Genomic DNA, 19,978 nt, shown 5'->3' with positions numbered 1-19,978 from the left:
GCTCCTGTCATGCCCTGTCACGCCTTCAGATGATCGATCAACTGGCGCGCATACAGGGGTAATTCACTGAACTGGCGCACGCAAATGGTGAGATTGCGTACCGACCAGGGATCGGATAATTCCAGGCAGCGCAGCGCCATCGTTTGCTGGCAGCGGCTGGCCGCCGCCAGCGGCACCACGCTGATGCCCACGCCGCTGGCCACCATGCGGCACACGGCATCGAAGCTGCGCAGGCGCACGCGCACCTTCAAGGGGCGCCCCAGGCGGGCCGCATGCATGCCCAGGTACTGCTGCATCGCGCTGTCGTCGGCCAGGCCGATGAAATCGTGATCCAGCAACGTGGAAAACGCGACGACGCCATCCTGTCCGAGCGCACGGTGATGCACGCCGTCGGCCGCGGCGATGACCACCAGCCGGTCGGGGCGGAACAAAAACGTCTGCAAGCCGCGCATGTCGACCGAGTCGGACACGATGCCCATGTCGGCCAGCCCTTCCGAGACGGCCTTGACGATATCGTAACTGAGGCGCTCCTCCAGGTCGATGGTCAGGTTCGGATGGCGGTCGAGAAAAGCACCGAGCGCCTCGGGCAAGAATTCGCTGAGCGCGGCCGTATTGCACAGCAGACGCAACTGCCCTTTCAAGCCGCGCGCAAATTCGCCGAGTTCGCCACGCATTTTCTCCATTTGCAGCAATACGAGGCGCGCGTGATGCAGCAAGGTCTGGCCCACGGGCGTCGGCTCCACGCCGCGCCGTCCGCGCAGCAGCAAGGGCATGCCCAGCATCTCTTCCATGCCGCGCACGCGCGCGCTGCTTGACGCCAGCGCCAGATGGCTGCGCGCGGCACCCGCCGTCAGGCTGCCCGCCTCCACCACGTTGACGAACAGCTGCAAATCGACCAGATCAAAGCGCATGACGGCCCTCCTTTTCAGCATCTTACCAGCCTTCGCATTTTACTGAGGCTGACTCAAAATAATCCACCTTGGCGAAACCGCCCAGCGCGCGCAGAATCCACGCAATTCACTGTGGAACAGAAAAATGGAGACGTCATTCTTGCTGGCTGTCGGCGCCAGCTTCCTCGTCGCTGGCTTCGTCAAGGGCGTAGTCGGATTGGGCCTGCCGACGGTGGCCATGGGCACGCTGAGCCTCGTCATGCCGCCCGTGCAGGCGGCGGCCCTCTTGATCGTGCCGTCGATGGTGACGAATGTCTGGCAGCTGGCGGCCGGCCCCGGACTGCGCGCCCTGCTGCGGCGCCTGTGGCCCATGCTGGCCGCCGTCATGGCCGGCACCCTGGCGGGCGGCGCCCTGATGCCGGCCGACAGCGGCGCCTGGGCCGTCGTCGCGCTGGGGGTGGCGCTGATGCTGTATGCGCTGGCGGGCCTGTTCTCGCTGCAGCTGCGCGTACCGGCGCGGCACGAAGCCTGGCTGGGGCCCGTGGCGGGCGCGGCGACGGGACTGGTGACGGCCGCCACGGGCGTGTTCGTGATTCCCGCCGTGCCGTACCTGCAGGGATTGGGCCTGGCGCGCGACGCGCTGGTGCAGGCGCTGGGCCTGGCGTTTACGGCGTCGACCGTGGCGCTGGCGGCCAGCCTGGCTGTGCACGGCGACTTCAGCCTCGGCGCGGCCGGCGCTTCCGCGTATGCGCTGCTGCCGGCACTGGCCGGCATGCTGGCCGGTCAATGGCTGCGCGGGCGCATCGCGCAGCTGGTATTCAAGCGCTGCTTTTTTATCGGCCTGTTCGCCCTGGGCTTGCATGCGGCGTTGCAACCATGGCTGGCGTGATGCGGATCGACTGGCAAGGGGACAGCGCGCTGTGCGCCTGGATCGACGGCCAGCAGGTAGCCATGCTCGATATCAGCCGACACGCCGATGACGTGACGGTGAACATGCTGTTCGTGAAACCGCCGTTCCGCCGGCGCGGCATCGGCGGCGCCCTGTTGCGGCGGCTGTTGCAATGTCATCCGCAAGCCGGCGCCGCCTGCAGCGACCCGCGGCTGCGGGCGCTGCTGGAAGACAAAACGATTTAAAGTGCTCAGGGCAAGGCGCGGCGCGGCAGACAGACGCTAGTGCGGCAACGCGCCGCACGCCGCCATGGACGCTTTAAATGCCATACTTGGCGCGATACGCGGAGACGGCTTCCTTATGCTTCAACAGTTCCGGATCGGCGCCGGCGCCGTTCAGGTAGCCGAACAAGTCGTCCAGGTTGCCGATCGAGATGACGGGAATGCCGTACTGTTTCGACACTTCCTGCACCGCCGAACTTGGCGACAGCTGGCCGTCCGGGCCCGAACGCTCCATGCGGTCCAGGGCGATCAGCACGGCGCATGGCTCGGCGCCGGCGGCGCGGATCATGTCCACCGATTCGCGCACCGAGGTGCCGGCCGAGATCACATCGTCAATGATGACGACTTTGCCATGCAGCTTGGCGCCGACGATGGTGCCGCCTTCGCCATGGTCCTTGGCTTCCTTGCGGTTGAAGGCGAACGAGGTGTTGCGGCCCTTGCCGGCCAGCGCAACGGCGGTGGCCGACGCCAGGGTGATGCCCTTGTAGGCGGGGCCGAACAGCATGTCGAATTCCACGCCCGAGTCGAGCAGGGTCTGCGCGTAGAACTGCGCCAGTTCGGCCAGGGTCGCGCCGTCATGGAACAGGCCCGCATTGAAGAAGTACGGCGACTGGCGCCCGGCCTTGGTGGTGAACTCGCCGAACCGCAAGACTCCCTTGGATACTGAAAACGCGATAAACTGCTGGCGTAAATTATTCACATTAGCCTCATTTTTTAAAAGTGCCTGTATTTTAATCCGCGCGCAGCGGCGAGACAATCGCCATGCCGCGCCTGTCGGCCCCGGCCAGCGCCCTTTCACTCTAGACCTATGCCAAAAATTATCTCCGCCAACCTGAACGGCATCCGTTCCGCCGCCAAAAAAGGCTTTTTCAACTGGATGGGCACGCAGACGGCCGATTTCATCTGCGTGCAGGAATTGAAGGCGCAGCTGCCCGACATGACGCCGGAATTCCTCAATCCGCACGGCTATCACGGCCATTTCCACTATGCCGAGAAAAAGGGTTACTCCGGCACGGGCGTGTACAGCAAGGTGGAACCGGACGCCGTGCATATCGGCTTCGGCAGCCCCGAATTCGACGCCGAAGGCCGCTACGTGCGCTGCGATTTTGGCAACCTGTCCGTCATTTCCGTGTACTGCCCCTCCGGCTCGTCCGGCCCGGAGCGCCAGGAAGCCAAGTTCCGCTTCATGGAACTGTTCCTGCCGCACCTGCTGGAATTGAAGGCGCTGGGCCGCGAAGTGGTCATCTGCGGCGACTGGAATATCGCCCACCATGAAATCGACCTGAAAAACTGGAAGGGCAACAAGAAGAATTCCGGTTTCCTGCCCGAGGAACGCGCGTGGCTGACGCGCGTCTTCGACGAAGTGGGCTTCGTCGACGTGCACCGCGGCCTGGACAAGCGCGAAGACCAGTACACGTGGTGGAGCAACCGCGGGCAAGCCTACGCGAAGAACGTGGGCTGGCGCATCGATTACCACGTCGCCACGCCCGGCATCGCGGCCCAGGCGCATACGGTCAGCGTCTACAAGGACGAGCGGTTTTCCGACCACGCACCGTTGATCATCGATTACACGCTCAAGGGCTGATCTTTGACACGTCGGCGCTGGTGTCGGCTTACGCTGCGCTAAGCCGACCTACGCCTGATCTGCCGACAAGACGGTTGACACGCCAATGGGAGTGTCGGCTTACGCCAGCACGCGCAGGCTTTCGAAATGGCGCGGCGCGCCCGACAGCGGGTCCGTGAAATCGATGGCGCGCGCCAGCAGCTGCAAGGGCTGCGACATGTCGTCTTCCTTGCACGGCAGGGCTACCGGGTAAAACGCATCGTTGACGATGGGGATGCCGAGCGAGGCCAGGTGCACGCGCAGCTGGTGCTTGCGGCCCGTGTGCGGCTGCAGCCGGTACAGATTCAACTCGCCGCGCCGCTCGATTACGTCAATGACGGTTTCCGAGTTCGGCTCGCCCGCTTCCTCGCGCATGAGGAAAAACTGCGCGCCCTCGACCATGCGGCTGCGGTAGGTGAATGGAACATCGCGTCCCGCCAGCACGGGCGCCAGCGCTTCATAGGTCTTGCGCACTTCGCGGCGCTGGAACAGCGACTGGTAGGCGCCACGGCTGGCGACCTGGCGCGAAAAAATCACCACGCCGGCCGTCTCGCGGTCGAGGCGGTGGATCGGCGTGAGGTCGGCGCTGTCGAGCCGCTTCTTCAGGCGCGTCAGCAAGGTCTCCTGCACGAAGCGCCCGCCCGGCGTCATGGGCAGAAAGTGCGGCTTGTCGACCACCACCAGATGGTCGTCCTGGAACAGGATCTCTTCCTGGAAGGGAATCGGCGTTTCCCGCTCCAGCTCGCGGTAGTAAAAAATGCGCATGCCGCGCCGGTATGCGCTGTCGGGCGCCAGCACGGCGCCGTTACCGTTCACCACTTCGCCGCGCGCCATGCGGTCCCGCCATTGCGCGGCGCTGATCTGCGGATAGCGCTCGAGCAGAAACGACAGCATGTCCGGCCATTGCCCTTCCGGCAACCACAGATAGCTGGCCGCCACGCCGTCGCGCATGGGCAAGGGTGCGGCGGCGTGACGCTTCGACATTCTAGCGCTGCGCGATGGCGGTGCTGCGGTATGGCGGCAAGGCGTCCACGCTGACACCCTTGCTGCGCGCGTACAGGGGCAGTACTTGCGCCATGTGGCTGTTCATCTGCGAGATGCGATCCTTGCCCGACGGGTGGGTCGAAAGGAATTCCGGCGGCGCACCCTTGCTCACGGCCGCCATCTTCTGCCACAGGATGACACCGGCGCGCGGGTCGAAACCGGCGCGTGCGGCCAGGTCCATGCCGATCAGGTCCGCTTCGCGTTCATCGTCGCGCGAAAACTTCAGCATCACCCCCTGCGCCGCCATATTCGTGGCGGTACTGGTGATGCTCGGATCGACGCCGAGCCAGGCCGACAGCCCGGCGCCGGCCAGCTTGGCGCCGACGGCGGCCAGGTTGCCCTTGCCTGCCTGCGCCTGCGAGTGTTCGCGCAAGGCGTGCGAAATCTCATGGCCCATGACGATGGCCACTTCGTCGTCGGTCAAATTGAGCTTGGTGATGATGCCGCTGTAAAAAGCGATCTGTCCGCCCGGCATGCAAAAGGCATTGACCTGGTCGGAATTGAGCAGGTTGACCTGCCAGTTCCAGTCGGCTGCCGCCTCGTTCCAGCGCGTGGCGAACGGGATGATGCGCTGGGCGATGGCGCGCAGGCGTTTGACTTGCGGGTCGCTGTCGGGCACCAGCGCATTTTTTTCCTTCGCCTCGTTGACCAGCTGCGCATATTGCTGCTTCGATTGTGCATTGAAATCGGCGCCGCCGGCAAAGATGCGCGACGTCGACAAAGGACGCACCTTGATGCCATCCTGGACCGTCGCCTGCTGGGCGTGGACGGACAGGGGCGCCAGCGCGGTAGCCGTGCACAGGCTGGCCAGGACGGCGTAACGTTTAAGGGATATTGGTGCCATTGGCAGACCTCCATGGAGCAATTTTAGGCAGCATCATCATGGCCGGAAAGGCCAGGAAGAAGCACACGATGAAAAACGAGAACCAGCCCAGCTCGGCGACCAGAAAGCCCACCGAAGCATTGATCAGGGTGCGCGGCACGGCGCTCAGGCTGGAAAACAAGGCATATTGCGTGGCAGTGTAGCGCGGGTCCGTGGTGCGCGACAGGAACGCGACAAACGCGGCCGCACCCAGGCCCAGGCTGGCGAAAGCTTCAAAACCGATCACGGCGCTGAGCAGTATGGTGTTCGGCCCCACCTGCGCCAGCCAGGCGAATCCCAGAATCGCGATCGCCTGCAGTGCGCCAAACACCCACAGGCCCCGGTTGATGCCCAGCTTGAGCATCCACACGCCACCGACCACGCCGCCGGCCAGGCTGGCCCAGAAACCCGTGGTGTTGGCGGCCAGGCCGATCTGCGTCATGGAAAATCCCAGGTCCAGATAGAACTTCGTCGCCAGCGCCGTGGCCATGCTGTCGCCGATTTTGTAGAGTAATACGAAGGCGAGGATCCACATTGCGTTACGCCAACCATCGCGCGCGATGAATTCCTGGAATGGCAAGATGATCGCTTCGCGCATGGTCTTCGGCGGCGAGCCGTACACGGTCGGCTCCCTGATCAGCAAGGTGCACACGAGGCCCGGCAGCATGAAGGCGGCCGTGATCCAGAACACGGGCTGCCATGGCATGCGGTCGGCCAGGATCAGCGACAGCGCTCCCGGCACCATGCCCGCCACTTTATACGCATTGACGATGACGGCCGCGCCCAGGCCCTGCTCGTTATCGCTGAGGATTTCGCGCCGGTAGGCGTCGATGACGATGTCCTGGCTGGCCGACAGAAAGGCGACGCCGCCGGCGGCGGCCGCGATCAGGCCGATCTGCGTGAGCGGATCGAGCATGCCCATGGCGCCGATGGAAAAGAACAGCGCCACCTGCGTCAAGGCCATCCAGCCGCGCCGGCGCCCAAGTCCCAGGATGCGGTAGCGGTCCATCAGGGGCGCCCACAGGAATTTCCAGATGTACGGGAACTGCACCAGCGCGAACAGCCCCAGCGCCTTCACGTTCAAGCCCGACTTGGCCAGCCATGCCTGCAGCAGATACAGCAGGATGAACAGGGGCAGGCCGGAACTGAAACCCAGCACCAGCACGGCCAGCATGCGGCCATTGGCATAGGAACGCCAGCCAGGCGCCGGGCTTGTGCTCATCAATGCACCGCTTTTTTACGCAGGCGGAAGACGGCCAGGTCGCCGCGCAGGTTCGGCAGCACGGAAACCATCTTGCCTTCGGCCAGGGCCACGCATTCGATCACTTCCAGGCCGCATTCCTCGGCCAGCTCGCGGAAGTCGTTGATGGTGGCGCAGCGCACGTTGGGCGTGTCGTACCACTGGTAAGGCAGCGACTTCGACACGGGCATGCGGCCTTTCAGCAGCGCCACGCGGTGCGGCCAGTAGGCGAAGTTGGGAAACGAGACGATGGCTTCGGCGCCGACGCGCACGATGTCGCGCAGCAGCGGTTCGACCTGCTTCATCATCTGCAGCGACGACAGGCACAGCACCGTGTCGAAGCTGTTGTCGCCAAAGATGGCCAGGCCCTTTTCCATGTCCTGCTGGATCACGTTCACGCCGCGCAGGGTGCTGGCCAGCACCTTGTCGTCGGCGATCTCGATGCCGTAGCCGCTGCATTCCTTGTCGCTTTGCAGATACTGCAGCATCACGCCTTCGCCGCAGCCCACGTCCAGCACATGCGCGTTGTTCGGCACCCAGTGGGCGATGAAGGCCAGGTCGGGGCGCAGCACGCTCAATTCGTCAAAAGTCATGCGGTCTCCTTCGCGCCCTGGCGGACGGCGGTGTGCGGTGCAGGAGCGGGCAAGCCCGCGCCGATGTCGTTCCAAACCTGGCCGTAATAGGCGCGCACCATGTTCATATAGCGCGCATCTTCCAGCAGGAAGGCGTCGTGCCCGTGCGGCGCGTCGATTTCCGCATACGTGACCTGGCGGCGGTTGCACACGAGCGCCTCGACGATTTCGCGGCTGCGCTCGGGCGAAAAACGCCAGTCGGTGGAAAACGAGGCGAGGAAGAACTTGGCCTTGGTGCCCGACAGGGCCTTGGCCAGGTCGCCGCCATGCGCGCGCGCCGGATCGAAATAATCGAGCGCCTTGGTGATCAATAAATACGTGTTGGCATCGAAATATTCGGAGAACTTGTCGCCCTGGTAGCGCAGGTACGATTCGATCTCGAAATCGATGCCGAAGCCGAACTTGTAGTCGCCCGTCTGTGCCGCATCGCGCAGCTTGCGGCCGAATTTCTCGGCCATGTCGTCATTCGACAGATAGGTGATGTGGCCCACCATGCGCGCCACGCGCAAGCCGTTCTTCGGCACCACGCCGTGCGCATAAAAATCGCCGCCATGGTAATCGGGGTCGGACAGGATGGCCTGGCGCGCCACGTCATTGAAGGCGATGTTTTGCGCCGACAGCTTGGCCGTCGAGGCGATCACCACGCAGTGGCGCAAGCGCTCGGGGAACATGATGCTCCACGCCAGCGCCTGCATGCCGCCCAGCGATCCGCCCATCACGGCGGCGAACTGCTTGATGCCCAGTTCATCGGCCAGGCGCGCCTGCGCGCTGACCCAGTCTTCCACTGTGACGACGGGGAAGGCGGCGCCATATGGCTTGCCGGTGGCGGGATTGGTGTGCATGGGGCCCGTCGAGCCGAAGCAGGAGCCCAGGTTGTTGACGCCGATGACGAAGAATTTGTCCGTGTCGAGCGGCTTGCCGGGGCCGACCATATTGTCCCACCAGCCCGTGCTTTTCGGCTCGTCGGCGTAGACGCCGGCCACGTGGTGCGAGGCGTTGAGGGCGTGGCAGACCAGCACCGCGTTCGATTTGTCGGCGTTCAGGGTGCCGTAGGTTTCATACATCAACATATAGTCCCGCAGCGATGCGCCGCTTTGCAGCTGCAGGGGTTGCGCAAAATACATGGTTTGCGGCGAAACGATTCCAATGGATGACATGTGTGTCGGTTTATAAAAGGGGGGCGGCCCCACGGGCCATGGTCGATGCAGCACCGCGATGATAGGTGCTGCAACTTTAACATCAGGACACCTCTTGCCGCGCGCGATGTGTCCTGATGCTGATAAGGTGACAGTTTACATGAGCTGCAGTTGCTGGACGGCTTCCGCGATCACATTTGGTTCCATCGACCGCATAATTTTGCGCATTTGTGGCGCGATCAGGCCCAGGTCGCTGTTCAGGATCTCTTGCTTGACCGCCAACAGCTGGGCCGGATGCATGGAAAACTCGCGCAAACCCATGCCCAGCAGCAAGCGCGTGAGCTTCACGTCGCCCGCCATCTCGCCGCACACGGCCACGTCGATGCCCGCCTTGTGGCCGGCCGCGATCGTCATGGAGATCAGCTGCAGCACGGCCGGGTGCAGCGGATTGTACAAATGCGCCACTTCGTAGTCGACCCGGTCGATGGCCAGGGTGTACTGGATCAAGTCGTTCGTGCCGATCGACAGAAAATCCATGCGCTTGACGAACATGGGCAGGGCCAGCGCCGCGGCCGGAATCTCGATCATGGCGCCCACTTCGACCTCGTCGTCGAACTTGACGCCCTCCTCGCGCAGGCTGGCCTTCGCCTGCGCGATCATGGCCAGCGACTGGTCGATCTCGAACGCATGCGCGAGCATGGGGATCAGGATGCGCACCTTGCCGAAGGCGGAGGCGCGCAGGATGGCGCGCAGCTGCGTCAGGAACAATTGCGGCTCGGCCAGGCAGTAGCGGATGGCGCGCAGGCCCAGGGCCGGATTCAAGGCCGTATGGTCGGACTGGTCGAGCGGCTTGTCGGCGCCGATGTCGAGCGTGCGGATGGTGACGACTTTTCCCTTCATCGACTGCACCGTGTTGCGGTAAGCCTCGAACTGCTCATCCTCGGTGGGAATCTTGTGCGCGCGGCCCATGAACAGGAATTCGGAGCGGAACAGCCCCACGCCGCTGGCGCCCGACTCCAGCGCAAACGCGCAATCCTCGGGCAACTCGATATTCGCCAGCAGGGTGACGGGCGTGCCGCATTTGGTCACGGCCGGCGTCTTTTTCAGCTTGCCCAGCTTCTTGCGCGCGCGCTGCATCGCCACCTGACGCTCGCGGTACTGTTCCAGCACCAGCGCGCTGGGGTTGGCGATGACGACGCCGGCGTCGCCGTCGATGATCAGCCAGTCATCCTGGTCGATCAGCATCGACGCCTGCGACATGCCGACGGCGGCCGGGATATCGAGGCTGCGCGCGACGATGGCCGTATGCGAGTTCTGCCCGCCCACGTCGGTAATGAAACCGATGAAAGAGCGGTCGCGGAACTGCAGCATGTCGGCCGGAGAAATGTCGTGGGCGACGACGATCATCTGCGCCATCAATTCGTCTTCGGCCGCCGCCTTGGGCAGCAGCTGCTCCGTGCCCAGCAAGACTTTCAATACGCGCTCGGCCACCTGCTGGATGTCGGCCTTGCGTTCGCGCAGGTACGGGTCTTCGATTTCATCGAACTGCGCCGACAACTCATCGATCTGCGTCAACAGCGCCCATTCGGCGTTGTAATGGCGCTTGCGGATGATGTCGAGCGGCGCTTCGGAAATCATCGGGTCGGAGAGGATCAGCGCATGCACGTCGATGAACGCACCCAGCTCCGTGGGCGCATCCTTGGGCAGCTCGTTCCACAAGGTCTGCAGTTCCTTGTGGACGGTGGCGATGGCGCTTTGCAGGCGCTGGACTTCGGCTTCGATCTGTTCCTGGGCGACCAGGTAATGTTTGACGTCAAGGGCGGCCGGCGCCAGCAGATGTGCGCGGCCGATGGCGATGCCGCGGGAAACCGGGATGCCGTGGAGCGTGAAAGATGCCATGGGTTGACCTGTCGGAATGCGGCTGCGGCTGCGTTCGGCGGGCATTACTCGCCTTCGCCAAACCTGTCATTAATCAGGGCGGTGAGCGCATCGACACATGCCTGCTCATCATCGCCCTCGGCTTCCAGGGTCACTTTCGCGCCCTTGCCGGCGGCCAGCATCATCACGCCCATGATGGACTTGGCGTTGATGCGGCGCGCGTTGCGGGTCAACCAGACGTCGCTCTTGAATTTGGCGGCGAGCTGGGTAAATTTGGCGGAGGCGCGTGCGTGCAGTCCCAGCTTGTTGATGATTTCGAGTTCTCTTTGAATCATTTTTGTATGGTCTCTATCCCTGAATGCACTGCATTGTTGCCAGCCCTGGCTATAAAACCCGCCGCCTTCAGGGCGGCGGCCATGTCACTCTTTACTCGCCTACGCGAATGCGGTTATCGACGCGCACGGCGCCGCTTTGCGCGCCGGCCAGCGCCATCTCCACCACCACGTCGAGCGTGTCGCGGCGATACGTGATGGCGCGCAGCAGCATGGGCAGGCTGATGCCGGCGATGACTTCCACCCTGCCCGCATCGGCCAGCTTGTTGCAGCAGTTCGACGGCGTGCCGCCCTTCACATCGGTAATCACCAGCACGCCGGAGCCGTCGTCGAGGCGGCAGATGGCGTCCGACGCCAGCTTTTGCACTTCCGCCAGGTCCTGGTCGGCGACGACGTCGATGGCTTCAAACCGCTCCGTTGGACCGCGAAACACATGCGCGCAGGCGGCGATGAAGGCCTGTCCCAGCGGTGCATGTGTCATGAGCAAAATCCCTACCATAGTCGTTTCACCTTCTAGCGTTGCTGCGCTTGCGCAACGCCATGCTCGACGGCGTCGACAAACATGGCAGCCACGTCAAAACCCGTCTGCTGCATGATTTCCTGGAAGCAGGTCGGGCTGGTGACATTGACTTCCGTCAGATAGTCGCCGATCACGTCCAATCCTACCAGCATCAGGCCACGCGCGGAAAGGATCGGGCCCAGCTTTTCTGCGATTTCCAGGTCGCGCGCCGTCAATGGCTGCGCCACGCCCGTGCCGCCGGCCGCCAGGTTGCCCCGCACTTCGCCCGCCTGCGGGATGCGCGCCAGCGAAAACGGCACCGGCTTGCCGCCGATGACGAGGATGCGCTTGTCGCCCTTGACAATGTCGGCGATAAAACGCTGCGCCATGATGGTTTGCGCGCCGTTCTCGCTCAAGGTCTCGATGATGGCGCCCAGATTCAGGCCATCGGCCTTGACGCGGAAGATGCCCGTGCCGCCCATGCCGTCGAGCGGCTTGAAGATGACGTCCTGGTGCTTGGCATGGAAGGCGCGCAGGCGCGCTTCGTCCGACGTCACCAGGGTCGGCGAAGTGAATTCGGAAAACTGGGCGATGGCCAGCTTTTCATTGTTGTCGCGGATGGCGGACGGCTTGTTGAAGACGTGCGCGCCCTGCTTTTCCGCCAGTTCCAGCAAATATGTGCCATACACGTATTCCATGTCGAACGGCGGGTCCTTGCGCTCGATGATGGCATCCAGAGCCGACAGGCGCACTTCCTCGGTCGAGACGACCTTGTACCAGTCGTGTTCGTCGCCCGTCAGTTCGATATGTTTTACCAATGCCGTGACGATGCCCTCTTCCAGCGCCATGTCCTTCTGTTCGAAAGCGTAGACGGCGTGGCCGCGTTTGGCCGCCTCGCGCATCATGGCGAAGGTGGAATCTTTGTAAGTCTTGAAGCCTGCCAGCGGGTCGGCAAGGAATGCAATTTTCATGGTGCGTCCAATCGGGGAGCCTGATAAGGAATGCTTGATTCTAGCCGAGATCGCCAGGTGCGGTAGTCACCGCGCCCGGCAAGCTGCGGGGAGAGATCAATACACCTCGGGATTCGGGTCCGTGCGCTCCATTTCCAGCGACGCGGCCAGCAGGGCCAGGCGCGCCACCACGCCATACACATAGAAACGGTTCGGCGCGGCCGTGCCCGGCTTGGCCTTCAAGTCCGGCACGGCATGCTGCTGGGCAAACGCCAACGGCACGTACTGCGAGCCGGGCGCGTTCAGGTTCTGGTCGACACCCTTCTCCGCATGTACGCGGTAGAAGCCGCCCACCACATAGCGGTCGATCATGTAGACGACGGGCTCGGCCACGGCATCCTTGATGCTTTCAAACGTGGGCACGCCTTCCTGGATGATGACGTCGGTGACGACCTTGCCGTCCTTGACGATGGACATCTTGTCGCGCTGCTTGCGCGACAAGTCGCGCACTTCGCTCGCGTCGCGCACTGTCATGATGCCCGTGCCATACGTGCCCGCATCGGGCTTGACGATGACAAACGGCTTTTCCTTGATGCCGTATTCCTTGTATTTCTTGCGGATCTTGGCCAGCAACACGTCAACGCTGGCGGCCAGCGCGTCTTCGCCCTCGCCTTCCTGGAAGTTCACGTCGCTGCACTTGGCGTGGAAGGGGTTGAGCATCCACGGGTCGACATCAATCATCTTGCCGAATTTTTTCACCACTTCATCGTAGGCCGTGTAGTGGTTGCTCTTGCGGCGCAAGGCCCAGCCCGCATGCAAGGGCGGCAGCAGGCTTTGCTCATGGATGTTTTGCAGGATGTCGGGAATGCCGTCCGACAAGTCGTTATTCAGCAGAATCGTGCACGGATCGAAATCCTTCAAGCCCAGGCGACGGCCGTTGTTCAGGCGCACGAGCGGCTCGATGACGAGCATGTTGCCGTCCGGCAGAGCCAGCGGTGTCGGCTGGGTGATCTCGGGCGACCACGAGCCAAAGCGCACGTGCAGCCCTGTCTGGCGGAAGATTTGCATCAGGCGCGCCACGTTCTGCAGGTATTGCGGCGTGGTGTTGTGCAATTCCGGCACGATCAGCAAGTTGCGGGCGTCCGGGCAATACTTGTCGATGGCGGCCATGGCCGCCTGCACGGACAGGGGCAGCATTTCCGTGGCCAAGTTGTGAAAACCGCCAGGGAACAGATTCGTATCGACGGGCGCCAGCTTGTAGCCGGCGTTACGCAAGTCTACCGAGCAATAAAAGGGCGGCGTGTGCTCTTGCCACTCCATGCGAAACCAGCGCTCAATGGCCGGCGTCGCGGCCAGAATCTTTTTTTCGAGGTCGAGCAGCGGTCCGGTCAGGGCCGTGACGAGATGGGGAACCATAGTTACATCCTTAAATTATGTGCAGTATTCAAAAAAGCACACAGAACTGCCGACTATATTACCGTGTAAGTACCCCAAATCGGGGCAAAACCCTTGTTTTAAAGACCTTTTCCATTCCCACAACGAAAAAAAGGCGCCTCAACGAGGCGCCTTTTCAGACAAGGCGCACCGCGCCGGGGCGCTGGCATGCCAAATAATTACTATTTAGCCATGGTACGCCTGCTCGCCGTGGCTGGTGATATCGAGGCCTTCGCGCTCTTCTTCTTCCGGTACGCGCAGACCGATGACGATGTCGACCAGTTTATAGGCGACGACGGAGACCAGGGCAGACCAGAGAATGGTGGTGCCGACCGCTTGCGCCTGCACCCACACCTGATGGCCGATCGAGTACGGATCCGCCGACATCTTGTTGGTGACATAGTCGAAGATGCCCTGGCCGCCCAATTGTGGTGCAGCAAACACGCCCGTCAGCAAGGCGCCGAGGATGCCGCCCACGCCATGCACGCCGAACACGTCGAGCGAATCGTCGGCGCCGATCAGGCGTTTCAAGCCATTCACGCCCCACAGGCAGACGATACCGGCCAGCAAGCCGATGACCAGGCCGCCCATCGGACCGACAAAGCCGGCCGCCGGGGTGATCGCCACCAGGCCGGCCACGGCGCCTGACGCGCCGCCGAGCATGGATGGCTTGCCTTTGCTGATCCACTCGCCAAATACCCACGACAGGGTGGCGGCGGCCGTTGCCAGCAAGGTGTTGACGAAGGCCAAAGCCGCCACGTCGCCCGCTTCCAGCGAGGAACCGGCATTGAAACCGAACCAGCCCACCCACAGCAGCGACGCGCCGATCATGGTCATCGTCAGCGAGTGCGGCGCCATCGATTCGCGGCCATAGCCGACGCGCTTGCCGATCATGATCGCGCCCACCAAGCCAGCGACGGCGGCGTTGATGTGCACCACGGTGCCGCCGGCGAAGTCCAGCGCGCCTTTTTGCCAGATCCAGCCAGCCTTCAAGGCTTCGCTGGCCGAGGTGGCGGCGTTGGTGATCAGGTCAGGACCGGTCCAGAACCACACCATGTGGGCCGCTGGCAGGTAGGCGAACGTGAACCACAGCACGACGAAGGCCAGCACGGCGGCAAACTTGGCGCGCTCGGCAAAGGCGCCGACGATCAGCGCGCAGGTGATGGCGGCAAACGTGCCCTGGAAAGCCACGAAGACGAACTCGGGAATGACAACGCCCTTGCTGAAGGTGGCGGCGGCGGCAAACGTGCCTTTGGCCGGGTCCCAGATACCGTTCAGGAAGAGGCGGTCGAAGCCACCGAAGAAGGCGGTTTTTTCCGTGAAGGCGATCGAGTAGCCGTAGATACACCACAGCACGATGACCAGCGCGAACACCATGAACACCTGCATCAGCACCGACAGCATGTTTTTCGAGCGCACCAGGCCGCCGTAGAACAGGGCCAGGCCGGGGATGGTCATCAAGATCACCAGCAAGGTGGAAATCATCATGAAGCTGGTATCGCCCTTGTTGGCGACGGGCGCGGCGGCTGGTGCGGCAGCGGCCGGGGCAGGCGCGGCGGCAGCCGGTGCTGCTGCGTCAGGCACCGGCGTGACGGCGGAGGCGGCAACGGCCGTGGTCGTGGCCGCCTCGGTCTTGGCAGGGGCATCGGCAAAGCTTGGCGCGGCGACGCCAAACGCACACAGACAGGCAAACCCAGCGAGCAATTTTGTTATATTTTTACGCATCAATATTCCCCTTAGAGCGCTTCGTTGCCGGTTTCACCGGTACGGATGCGAATGACTTGTTCCAGGTTGTAGACGAAAATCTTGCCATCGCCGATTTTACCGGTACGCGCGGCGCCTTCGATCGCTTCGATGGCCTGGTCGACAATGGCGTCATCGACAGCCGCTTCAATCTTGGTTTTTGGCAAGAAATCAACGACATACTCGGCGCCACGGTAGAGTTCCGTGTGCCCTTTCTGGCGACCGAAACCTTTGACTTCCGTGACGGTAATGCCTTGCACATTGATAGCCGACAAGGCTTCGCGTACTTCGTCCAGTTTGAACGGTTTAATGATCGCAGTAATCATTTTCATGGCAGTCTCGCTTAAAAGGTTTTCGATACGGTCAGCACGAGACCGGATTTCGCCAGATTCTTGCCATTCGGTGCCAGCGACGTGATGTTGGCCTTGACGGCGGCCAGAGCCACGGTCACCACGCCGAAATCCTTGGTCACGCCGATCTTGTAATCGTTATAGCTGAGGGAATTGTTGTGCGCGACCTTCTGGCGTCCGGCATGCAGGTTCAGCATGTAGCCATCGTGCACATCGACGTTGGCGCCCACGTCAAGGTAGCCGCTGTTCTTGCTGTCGGCAACGCCGAACAGATTGCTGGTCGAATGCGAGTACTTGATGTAGGCCGGACCATAGCCAAGCTGGCCGTACAGTTCAAAGGTGTTCGCGTTGGTGCTCAGCCCATTCGACGGATAGAAGTAGTACAGGCCGCCCACATCGTAGGTGAAATCCTTGCTGATCTCGCCACGCTTGCCGCCGTAGATATCCCATTCCAGGTTGGTATCGCCGCCGCCGTCCTTGATCCATTTGATGCTCGACAGCCAGGTGCCGACATACAGGCCCGTGGGATTGTGGGTATAGTCGGCGCCGCCGCTGATGGCAGGGTCGAGACGGCTTTGCGACACGCCACGGTAGCGGTAGTCGCTGGTCAGCGCCACGTTGTAGCTCACCACGTTATCAGGTACGGCTTCGGCCGCGGCAGGCGCCGCCACTGCATCCTGGGCCATGGCGCTGCCGCACAAGGCGGTCATGGCCAGCGTCAACGCTGCAGCTAAAGTCATGTTCTTGGACAGATTCTTCATGGCGGTTCCCTTTTATTGAACTTTTAAAGCGGTTGAGGTTTAAAATCTTGGCTGGAGATCACAAAGCGTTCATACCTTCTTTAGCAGAATACGTGCCAGCTCTCTTGCCACCTTGACAGGTGCCTTTCCGGCCATACATACCCTGCAAGCCGCTGAGCATGCGGGAATACGCTGCTGAAGCGTTGTGGATTTGCCTATTTTCGCACCAGATTAACACCGCTGTGCACCGCAATGGTGCGATGCACATGCCGCACCATAAAAGGACTGACCATGGACATGAATACCTTCTTTAACGACTTGCAAGGCAAGATTCACCAAGCCATCGAGAACTCGCCGGCCAAGGATATCGAGAAAAACGTGAAATCGATGATGACCCAGGGCTTCGCCCGCCTCGATCTCGTCACGCGCGAGGAATTCGATATCCAGGCACAAGTGCTGGCCAAGACCCGCGCCAAGCTCGACGCCCTGGAATTGCGCCTGATCGAACTGGAAACGCGTCTGAACGAGTCCAAGGCCTAAGGTGCCGCCAGCCAGGTCCCTTATTGGCGGTCTTGCTGGCATAGCTCAAGCCTGACGGCATTTCACGCGCTAGACTGATCCTGCCCGCGCCCGCGATGCAGGGGAGTCTGATGAGTCTGGCCGTCCTGAAAAGCCGCGCCCTGGCCGGCATGGCAGCGCCCGAGGTAAGCGTCGAAGTCCACCTTGCCAACGGTTTGCCTTCCTTTACGATAGTCGGCCTGCCGGATACGGAAGTGAAGGAATCGCGCGACCGCGTCCGTGCCGCGCTGCAAAACTGCGGCTTCGAGATGCCGGCGCGGCGCATCACGGCCAACCTGGCGCCGGCGGACTTGCCCAAGGAATCGGGGCGCTTCGACCTGCCCATTGCCTTGGGTATCCTGGCTGCCTCCGGCCAGTTGCCGGGCGACCAACTCCATCACTACGAATTCGCGGGCGAACTGTCGCTCTCAGGTCAGTTGCGTCCCATCCGTGGCGCCCTGGCCATGACCTTTGCCATGCAGCGCAGCCCGGCGGGCACGCCACGCGCCTTTATCCTGCCCCAGGCGAACGCGGACGAGGCGGCGCTCGTCGGCGACGCCTGCATCTATCCTGCCCGCAGCCTGCTCGAAGTCTGCGCGCATTTTGCCGCGCACGCCAGCCACACGGCCTTGCAGCGCCACCAGCCCATGCTGGCAGCGCACGTCTTTCCGTATCCTGACTTTGCCGACGTGCAAGGGCAGCAGCAGGCGCGGCGGGCGCTGGAAGTGGCGGCCGCGGGCGGCCATAACGTCCTGATGGTGGGGCCGCCAGGCGCGGGTAAGACCATGCTGGCCAGCCGTTTTCCCGGCGTGCTTCCGCCCATGAGCGACGAAGAGGCGCTGGAATCGGCTGCCGTGCATTCGCTGGGCGGTCACTTCAAGGTGGAGCACTGGAAACGCCGCCCCTATCGCGCCCCGCATCAGACGGCGTCCGGCGTGGCCCTGGTGGGCGGCGGCAACGTGCCGCGCCCGGGAGAAATCTCGCTGGCACACTGCGGTGTGCTGTTTCTCGATGAAATCGCCGAATTCCAGCGCCGGGTGCTCGATGTGCTGCGCCAGCCCATGGAATCGGGCGTGATCAACATTTCACGCGCGGCCCGCCAGGCCGAGTTTCCTGCGCGGTTTCAGCTGATCGCCGCCATGAATCCCTGCCCGTGCGGCTATCTGGGCCACGCTTCGGGACGTTGCCGCTGCACGCCGGACGCCGTGCTCCGTTATCACAGCCGCCTGTCCGGTCCGCTGCTCGACCGTATCGATCTGCAGATTGAAGTGGCCGCCATGCCGCCAGCGGCGCTGGGCCGGCACGCCGTCGCCGGAGAAAACACGCAAGCCATCGCCAAGAGGGTGGCCGCAGCCTTTGCCCTGCAGCTGGCGCGCCAGGGAAAGGCGAATCAGCGCCTGAGCAGCACGGAAATCGAACAGCATTGTCGCCTGGAAACGCATGGTGAACAGCTGCTATATGGCGCCATGGCGCGATTACACTGGTCGGCGCGTACCTACCACCGCGTACTGCGCGTGGCGCGCAGCATCGCGGACCTGGCAGGCAGTCCCCACATCACGCAGCCGCACGTCGCCGAAGCGATCCAGTACCGGCGCGTGCTGCGCGAGGTATAAGGCGGCCCGTAAGCGCCGCACGTGCGCGATTGCGCGCGACTGGCGGCGCTGCTACCATCTGCTGATGAAAAAACCATCACTCGCCCTCTTTCTGGCTACGCTCGCGGCCGCCAGCGTCTTGTCGGCGTGCAGTCCGAAGTTCGACTGGCGCGACTACCGCAGCCCCGACGCCCAGTTCACGGCCTTGTTCCCAGGCAAGCCGGCTGTGCTGACGCGCGAAATCGATCTCGATGGCAAGAAAGTCAGCCTGACCATGACGGCCAGCGAGGTTGATGGCGCGACCTTCGCCATCGGCAGCGCCGTGCTCGACAGCGCCGAACAGGCGCAAGCGGCCCTGCCCGCCATGCAGACTGCCCTGTTAAAAAATATCAACGGCACCGTGCGCAGCGAAAAATCGGCATCGGCGGCCAGGAGCACGGCGGCCGGAACGCACCAGCGCAGTTCGCTCAGCATCGAGGCCAAGGGCACGCAGCAAGGCAAGCCGGTCTTGCTGGTCGGCCGTTTTGTGGCGCAGGATAAACGCATCTTCCAGATCATCATTCTTGGTGAAGAAAGCAAGCTGTCGCGTGACACCATCGACACTTTCATGGACTCGGTGAAACTGGATTGAGACTTAACGATCGCTTAAACGGGTGTTTTCACCGCAAGCAAGCTCTTGTAAATGCGTGCGTTGTCCAACAGATGGCCCTATCCGGCTTGCAAATACGCAATCCGGGCAATCAGACGGCCTGTGCGACATTTCAAGTCGTGATATTGTTTCGACACTAACAACAAGTTTCAGAAAGCGCTTATGTTGATCTCATTCAAATCCAAATCCTCCCCTGAAGTGCTGATGTACCAGGAACATGCCCAACGCATCCTCGACATCCTGCACAAGAATCCCACGCGCGGCGTCATCACGCCGGCCGAAGCGGGTGATGCCCTGACCCTGCTGGAGAAAGAAGTCGCAGAAAGCAAACTGCATCCGGAAAATGATGTTGAACACGATGCGCATACGCCGGAAACGCTGGAAGATGGCGAAACGGGCGCCCATGCGCGCGCGCAAAAAGTGCATTTCTCGCAGCGCGCCTATCCCTTGATGGAGATGCTGCGCTCGGCAAAGGCGGAAGGCGAAAGCATCACCTGGGGCATCTAGTCCGATGAACGCTACAGACGAAAAAAAACCCCGCTGATGCGGGGTTTTTTTATATAACAAGCCTGACGATAACCTACTTTCACACTGGTTGCAGCACTATCATCGGCGCAAAGTTGTTTCACGGTCCTGTTCGGGATGGGAAGGGGTGGGACCAACTTGCTATGGTCAT

Annotated in this window: 22 protein-coding genes and 1 rRNA gene; 7 read left to right on the top strand and 16 right to left on the bottom strand. The window is 62.4% G+C overall.

Annotated features, from left to right (window positions below):
- Window positions 1-17: 17 nt before the first annotated feature.
- Window positions 18-911 carry a LysR family transcriptional regulator gene (locus tag ACQ4W4_RS24115; protein WP_070222806.1) on the bottom strand — a complete coding sequence of 298 codons (894 nt, stop codon included), beginning with the start codon at window positions 909-911 and terminating at the stop codon, window positions 18-20.
- A gap of 124 nt (window positions 912-1,035) precedes the next feature.
- Between ACQ4W4_RS24115 and ACQ4W4_RS24110 the strand changes: the two genes are divergently transcribed.
- On the top strand, window positions 1,036-1,779 hold the full coding sequence (locus tag ACQ4W4_RS24110; protein WP_436544101.1) for a sulfite exporter TauE/SafE family protein: 744 nt from the start codon (window positions 1,036-1,038) through the stop codon (window positions 1,777-1,779).
- Window positions 1,767-2,024 carry a GNAT family N-acetyltransferase gene (locus ACQ4W4_RS24105; RefSeq protein WP_193316819.1) on the top strand — a complete coding sequence of 86 codons (258 nt, stop codon included), beginning with the start codon at window positions 1,767-1,769 and terminating at the stop codon, window positions 2,022-2,024. Before ACQ4W4_RS24110 ends, ACQ4W4_RS24105 begins: the two co-directional genes overlap by 13 nt.
- Before the next feature lie 73 nt (window positions 2,025-2,097).
- Here ACQ4W4_RS24105 and pyrE read toward each other — a convergent pair whose 3' ends face one another.
- A complete protein-coding gene (gene pyrE / locus ACQ4W4_RS24100; protein WP_071079536.1) occupies window positions 2,098-2,760 on the bottom strand; it encodes an orotate phosphoribosyltransferase in 663 nt (220 codons plus the stop codon).
- Window positions 2,761-2,868: 108 nt separating this feature from the next.
- Here pyrE and ACQ4W4_RS24095 point away from each other — a divergent pair, with 108 nt between their 5' ends.
- Window positions 2,869-3,645 (top strand): exodeoxyribonuclease III, encoded by a 777-nt coding sequence (locus ACQ4W4_RS24095; RefSeq protein WP_436544100.1) that lies wholly within the window; start codon window positions 2,869-2,871, stop codon window positions 3,643-3,645.
- Window positions 3,646-3,744: 99 nt separating this feature from the next.
- On the opposite strand, the gene ACQ4W4_RS24090 is transcribed toward ACQ4W4_RS24095, so the two are convergent.
- From ACQ4W4_RS24090 to ACQ4W4_RS24030, 13 genes are all read right to left on the bottom strand, one after another.
- Window positions 3,745-4,647 (bottom strand): pseudouridine synthase, encoded by a 903-nt coding sequence (locus tag ACQ4W4_RS24090; RefSeq protein ID WP_436544099.1) that lies wholly within the window; start codon window positions 4,645-4,647, stop codon window positions 3,745-3,747.
- A 1-nt stretch (window position 4,648) separates the two neighbouring features.
- Window positions 4,649-5,551, bottom strand: coding sequence for a M48 family metallopeptidase (locus tag ACQ4W4_RS24085; protein WP_436544098.1), 903 nt, complete (start codon window positions 5,549-5,551; stop codon window positions 4,649-4,651).
- Window positions 5,532-6,791, bottom strand: a complete 1,260-nt coding sequence (locus ACQ4W4_RS24080; protein ID WP_436544097.1) for an AmpG family muropeptide MFS transporter — start codon at window positions 6,789-6,791, stop codon at window positions 5,532-5,534. The genes ACQ4W4_RS24085 and ACQ4W4_RS24080 overlap by 20 nt, the downstream gene beginning before the upstream one ends.
- Window positions 6,791-7,402 carry a methionine biosynthesis protein MetW gene (gene metW / locus ACQ4W4_RS24075; RefSeq protein ID WP_436544096.1) on the bottom strand — a complete coding sequence of 204 codons (612 nt, stop codon included), beginning with the start codon at window positions 7,400-7,402 and terminating at the stop codon, window positions 6,791-6,793. The genes ACQ4W4_RS24080 and metW overlap by 1 nt, the downstream gene beginning before the upstream one ends.
- Window positions 7,399-8,598, bottom strand: a complete 1,200-nt coding sequence (gene metX, locus ACQ4W4_RS24070; protein ID WP_436544095.1) for a homoserine O-succinyltransferase MetX — start codon at window positions 8,596-8,598, stop codon at window positions 7,399-7,401. Before metX ends, metW begins: the two co-directional genes overlap by 4 nt.
- A 135-nt stretch (window positions 8,599-8,733) precedes the next feature.
- Complete coding sequence (gene ptsP, locus ACQ4W4_RS24065; protein ID WP_070222880.1) at window positions 8,734-10,476, bottom strand: phosphoenolpyruvate--protein phosphotransferase; 1,743 nt, start codon at window positions 10,474-10,476, stop codon at window positions 8,734-8,736.
- Between the two features lie 44 nt (window positions 10,477-10,520).
- Window positions 10,521-10,790, bottom strand: coding sequence for an HPr family phosphocarrier protein (locus tag ACQ4W4_RS24060; protein WP_034749416.1), 270 nt, complete (start codon window positions 10,788-10,790; stop codon window positions 10,521-10,523).
- A gap of 91 nt (window positions 10,791-10,881) precedes the next feature.
- Entirely contained in the window at window positions 10,882-11,286 is a 405-nt protein-coding gene (locus tag ACQ4W4_RS24055; RefSeq protein ID WP_035824452.1) for a PTS sugar transporter subunit IIA, read from the bottom strand.
- A gap of 14 nt (window positions 11,287-11,300) precedes the next feature.
- Complete coding sequence (gene gshB / locus ACQ4W4_RS24050; RefSeq protein WP_436544094.1) at window positions 11,301-12,257, bottom strand: glutathione synthase; 957 nt, start codon at window positions 12,255-12,257, stop codon at window positions 11,301-11,303.
- A gap of 96 nt (window positions 12,258-12,353) precedes the next feature.
- Entirely contained in the window at window positions 12,354-13,652 is a 1,299-nt protein-coding gene (gene gshA / locus ACQ4W4_RS24045) for a glutamate--cysteine ligase (RefSeq protein ID WP_070222828.1), read from the bottom strand.
- Between the two features lie 204 nt (window positions 13,653-13,856).
- Window positions 13,857-15,395, bottom strand: coding sequence for an ammonium transporter (locus ACQ4W4_RS24040; protein ID WP_436544093.1), 1,539 nt, complete (start codon window positions 15,393-15,395; stop codon window positions 13,857-13,859).
- An 11-nt stretch (window positions 15,396-15,406) separates the two neighbouring features.
- On the bottom strand, window positions 15,407-15,745 hold the full coding sequence (locus tag ACQ4W4_RS24035) for a P-II family nitrogen regulator (protein ID WP_010393464.1): 339 nt from the start codon (window positions 15,743-15,745) through the stop codon (window positions 15,407-15,409).
- A gap of 11 nt (window positions 15,746-15,756) precedes the next feature.
- Window positions 15,757-16,524 carry a TorF family putative porin gene (locus ACQ4W4_RS24030; RefSeq protein WP_436544092.1) on the bottom strand — a complete coding sequence of 256 codons (768 nt, stop codon included), beginning with the start codon at window positions 16,522-16,524 and terminating at the stop codon, window positions 15,757-15,759.
- A gap of 270 nt (window positions 16,525-16,794) precedes the next feature.
- Here ACQ4W4_RS24030 and ACQ4W4_RS24025 point away from each other — a divergent pair, with 270 nt between their 5' ends.
- The 4 genes from ACQ4W4_RS24025 (at window position 16,795) to ACQ4W4_RS24010 (ending at window position 19,809) form a co-directional block, all read left to right on the top strand.
- Window positions 16,795-17,043, top strand: coding sequence for an accessory factor UbiK family protein (locus ACQ4W4_RS24025; protein ID WP_046683506.1), 249 nt, complete (start codon window positions 16,795-16,797; stop codon window positions 17,041-17,043).
- 110 nt (window positions 17,044-17,153) lie between these two features.
- Window positions 17,154-18,674: a YifB family Mg chelatase-like AAA ATPase gene (locus ACQ4W4_RS24020; RefSeq protein WP_436544091.1), complete on the top strand. Its 1,521-nt coding sequence runs from the start codon at window positions 17,154-17,156 to the stop codon at window positions 18,672-18,674.
- Between the two features lie 64 nt (window positions 18,675-18,738).
- Window positions 18,739-19,284: a hypothetical protein gene (locus ACQ4W4_RS24015; protein ID WP_436544090.1), complete on the top strand. Its 546-nt coding sequence runs from the start codon at window positions 18,739-18,741 to the stop codon at window positions 19,282-19,284.
- Window positions 19,285-19,464: 180 nt separating this feature from the next.
- The gene (locus ACQ4W4_RS24010) at window positions 19,465-19,809 is read left to right on the top strand and encodes a DUF1840 domain-containing protein (RefSeq protein WP_436544089.1); all 345 of its coding nucleotides are present in this window, start codon (window positions 19,465-19,467) and stop codon (window positions 19,807-19,809) included.
- Between the two features lie 60 nt (window positions 19,810-19,869).
- Here ACQ4W4_RS24010 and rrf read toward each other — a convergent pair.
- Window positions 19,870-19,978 (bottom strand): 5S ribosomal RNA (gene rrf, locus ACQ4W4_RS24005); the annotation flags it as partial.

Source organism: Janthinobacterium glycogeni (assembly GCF_051380725.1).
Lineage (GTDB): Bacteria > Pseudomonadota > Gammaproteobacteria > Burkholderiales > Burkholderiaceae_D > Janthinobacterium.
This window is presented reverse-complemented; position numbering and strand designations above follow the sequence as displayed.

What these genes read in the sequence shown, in the direction of transcription:
- ACQ4W4_RS24115 (WP_070222806.1), bottom strand. Translation starts at nt 911, where the DNA reads ATGCGCTTTGATCTGGTCGATTTGCAGCTGTTCGTCAACGTGGTGGAG.
- ACQ4W4_RS24110 (WP_436544101.1), top strand. Translation starts at nt 1,036, where the DNA reads ATGGAGACGTCATTCTTGCTGGCTGTCGGCGCCAGCTTCCTCGTCGCT.
- ACQ4W4_RS24105 (WP_193316819.1), top strand. Translation starts at nt 1,767, where the DNA reads ATGGCTGGCGTGATGCGGATCGACTGGCAAGGGGACAGCGCGCTGTGC.
- ACQ4W4_RS24095 (WP_436544100.1), top strand. Translation starts at nt 2,869, where the DNA reads ATGCCAAAAATTATCTCCGCCAACCTGAACGGCATCCGTTCCGCCGCC.
- ACQ4W4_RS24090 (WP_436544099.1), bottom strand. Translation starts at nt 4,647, where the DNA reads ATGTCGAAGCGTCACGCCGCCGCACCCTTGCCCATGCGCGACGGCGTG.
- ACQ4W4_RS24085 (WP_436544098.1), bottom strand. Translation starts at nt 5,551, where the DNA reads ATGGCACCAATATCCCTTAAACGTTACGCCGTCCTGGCCAGCCTGTGC.
- ACQ4W4_RS24080 (WP_436544097.1), bottom strand. Translation starts at nt 6,791, where the DNA reads ATGAGCACAAGCCCGGCGCCTGGCTGGCGTTCCTATGCCAATGGCCGC.
- metW (WP_436544096.1), bottom strand. Translation starts at nt 7,402, where the DNA reads ATGACTTTTGACGAATTGAGCGTGCTGCGCCCCGACCTGGCCTTCATC.
- metX (WP_436544095.1), bottom strand. Translation starts at nt 8,598, where the DNA reads ATGTCATCCATTGGAATCGTTTCGCCGCAAACCATGTATTTTGCGCAA.
- ptsP (WP_070222880.1), bottom strand. Translation starts at nt 10,476, where the DNA reads ATGGCATCTTTCACGCTCCACGGCATCCCGGTTTCCCGCGGCATCGCC.
- ACQ4W4_RS24060 (WP_034749416.1), bottom strand. Translation starts at nt 10,790, where the DNA reads ATGATTCAAAGAGAACTCGAAATCATCAACAAGCTGGGACTGCACGCA.
- ACQ4W4_RS24055 (WP_035824452.1), bottom strand. Translation starts at nt 11,286, where the DNA reads ATGGTAGGGATTTTGCTCATGACACATGCACCGCTGGGACAGGCCTTC.
- gshB (WP_436544094.1), bottom strand. Translation starts at nt 12,257, where the DNA reads ATGAAAATTGCATTCCTTGCCGACCCGCTGGCAGGCTTCAAGACTTAC.
- gshA (WP_070222828.1), bottom strand. Translation starts at nt 13,652, where the DNA reads ATGGTTCCCCATCTCGTCACGGCCCTGACCGGACCGCTGCTCGACCTC.
- ACQ4W4_RS24040 (WP_436544093.1), bottom strand. Translation starts at nt 15,395, where the DNA reads ATGCGTAAAAATATAACAAAATTGCTCGCTGGGTTTGCCTGTCTGTGT.
- ACQ4W4_RS24035 (WP_010393464.1), bottom strand. Translation starts at nt 15,745, where the DNA reads ATGAAAATGATTACTGCGATCATTAAACCGTTCAAACTGGACGAAGTA.
- ACQ4W4_RS24030 (WP_436544092.1), bottom strand. Translation starts at nt 16,524, where the DNA reads ATGAAGAATCTGTCCAAGAACATGACTTTAGCTGCAGCGTTGACGCTG.
- ACQ4W4_RS24025 (WP_046683506.1), top strand. Translation starts at nt 16,795, where the DNA reads ATGGACATGAATACCTTCTTTAACGACTTGCAAGGCAAGATTCACCAA.
- ACQ4W4_RS24020 (WP_436544091.1), top strand. Translation starts at nt 17,154, where the DNA reads ATGAGTCTGGCCGTCCTGAAAAGCCGCGCCCTGGCCGGCATGGCAGCG.
- ACQ4W4_RS24015 (WP_436544090.1), top strand. Translation starts at nt 18,739, where the DNA reads ATGAAAAAACCATCACTCGCCCTCTTTCTGGCTACGCTCGCGGCCGCC.
- ACQ4W4_RS24010 (WP_436544089.1), top strand. Translation starts at nt 19,465, where the DNA reads ATGTTGATCTCATTCAAATCCAAATCCTCCCCTGAAGTGCTGATGTAC.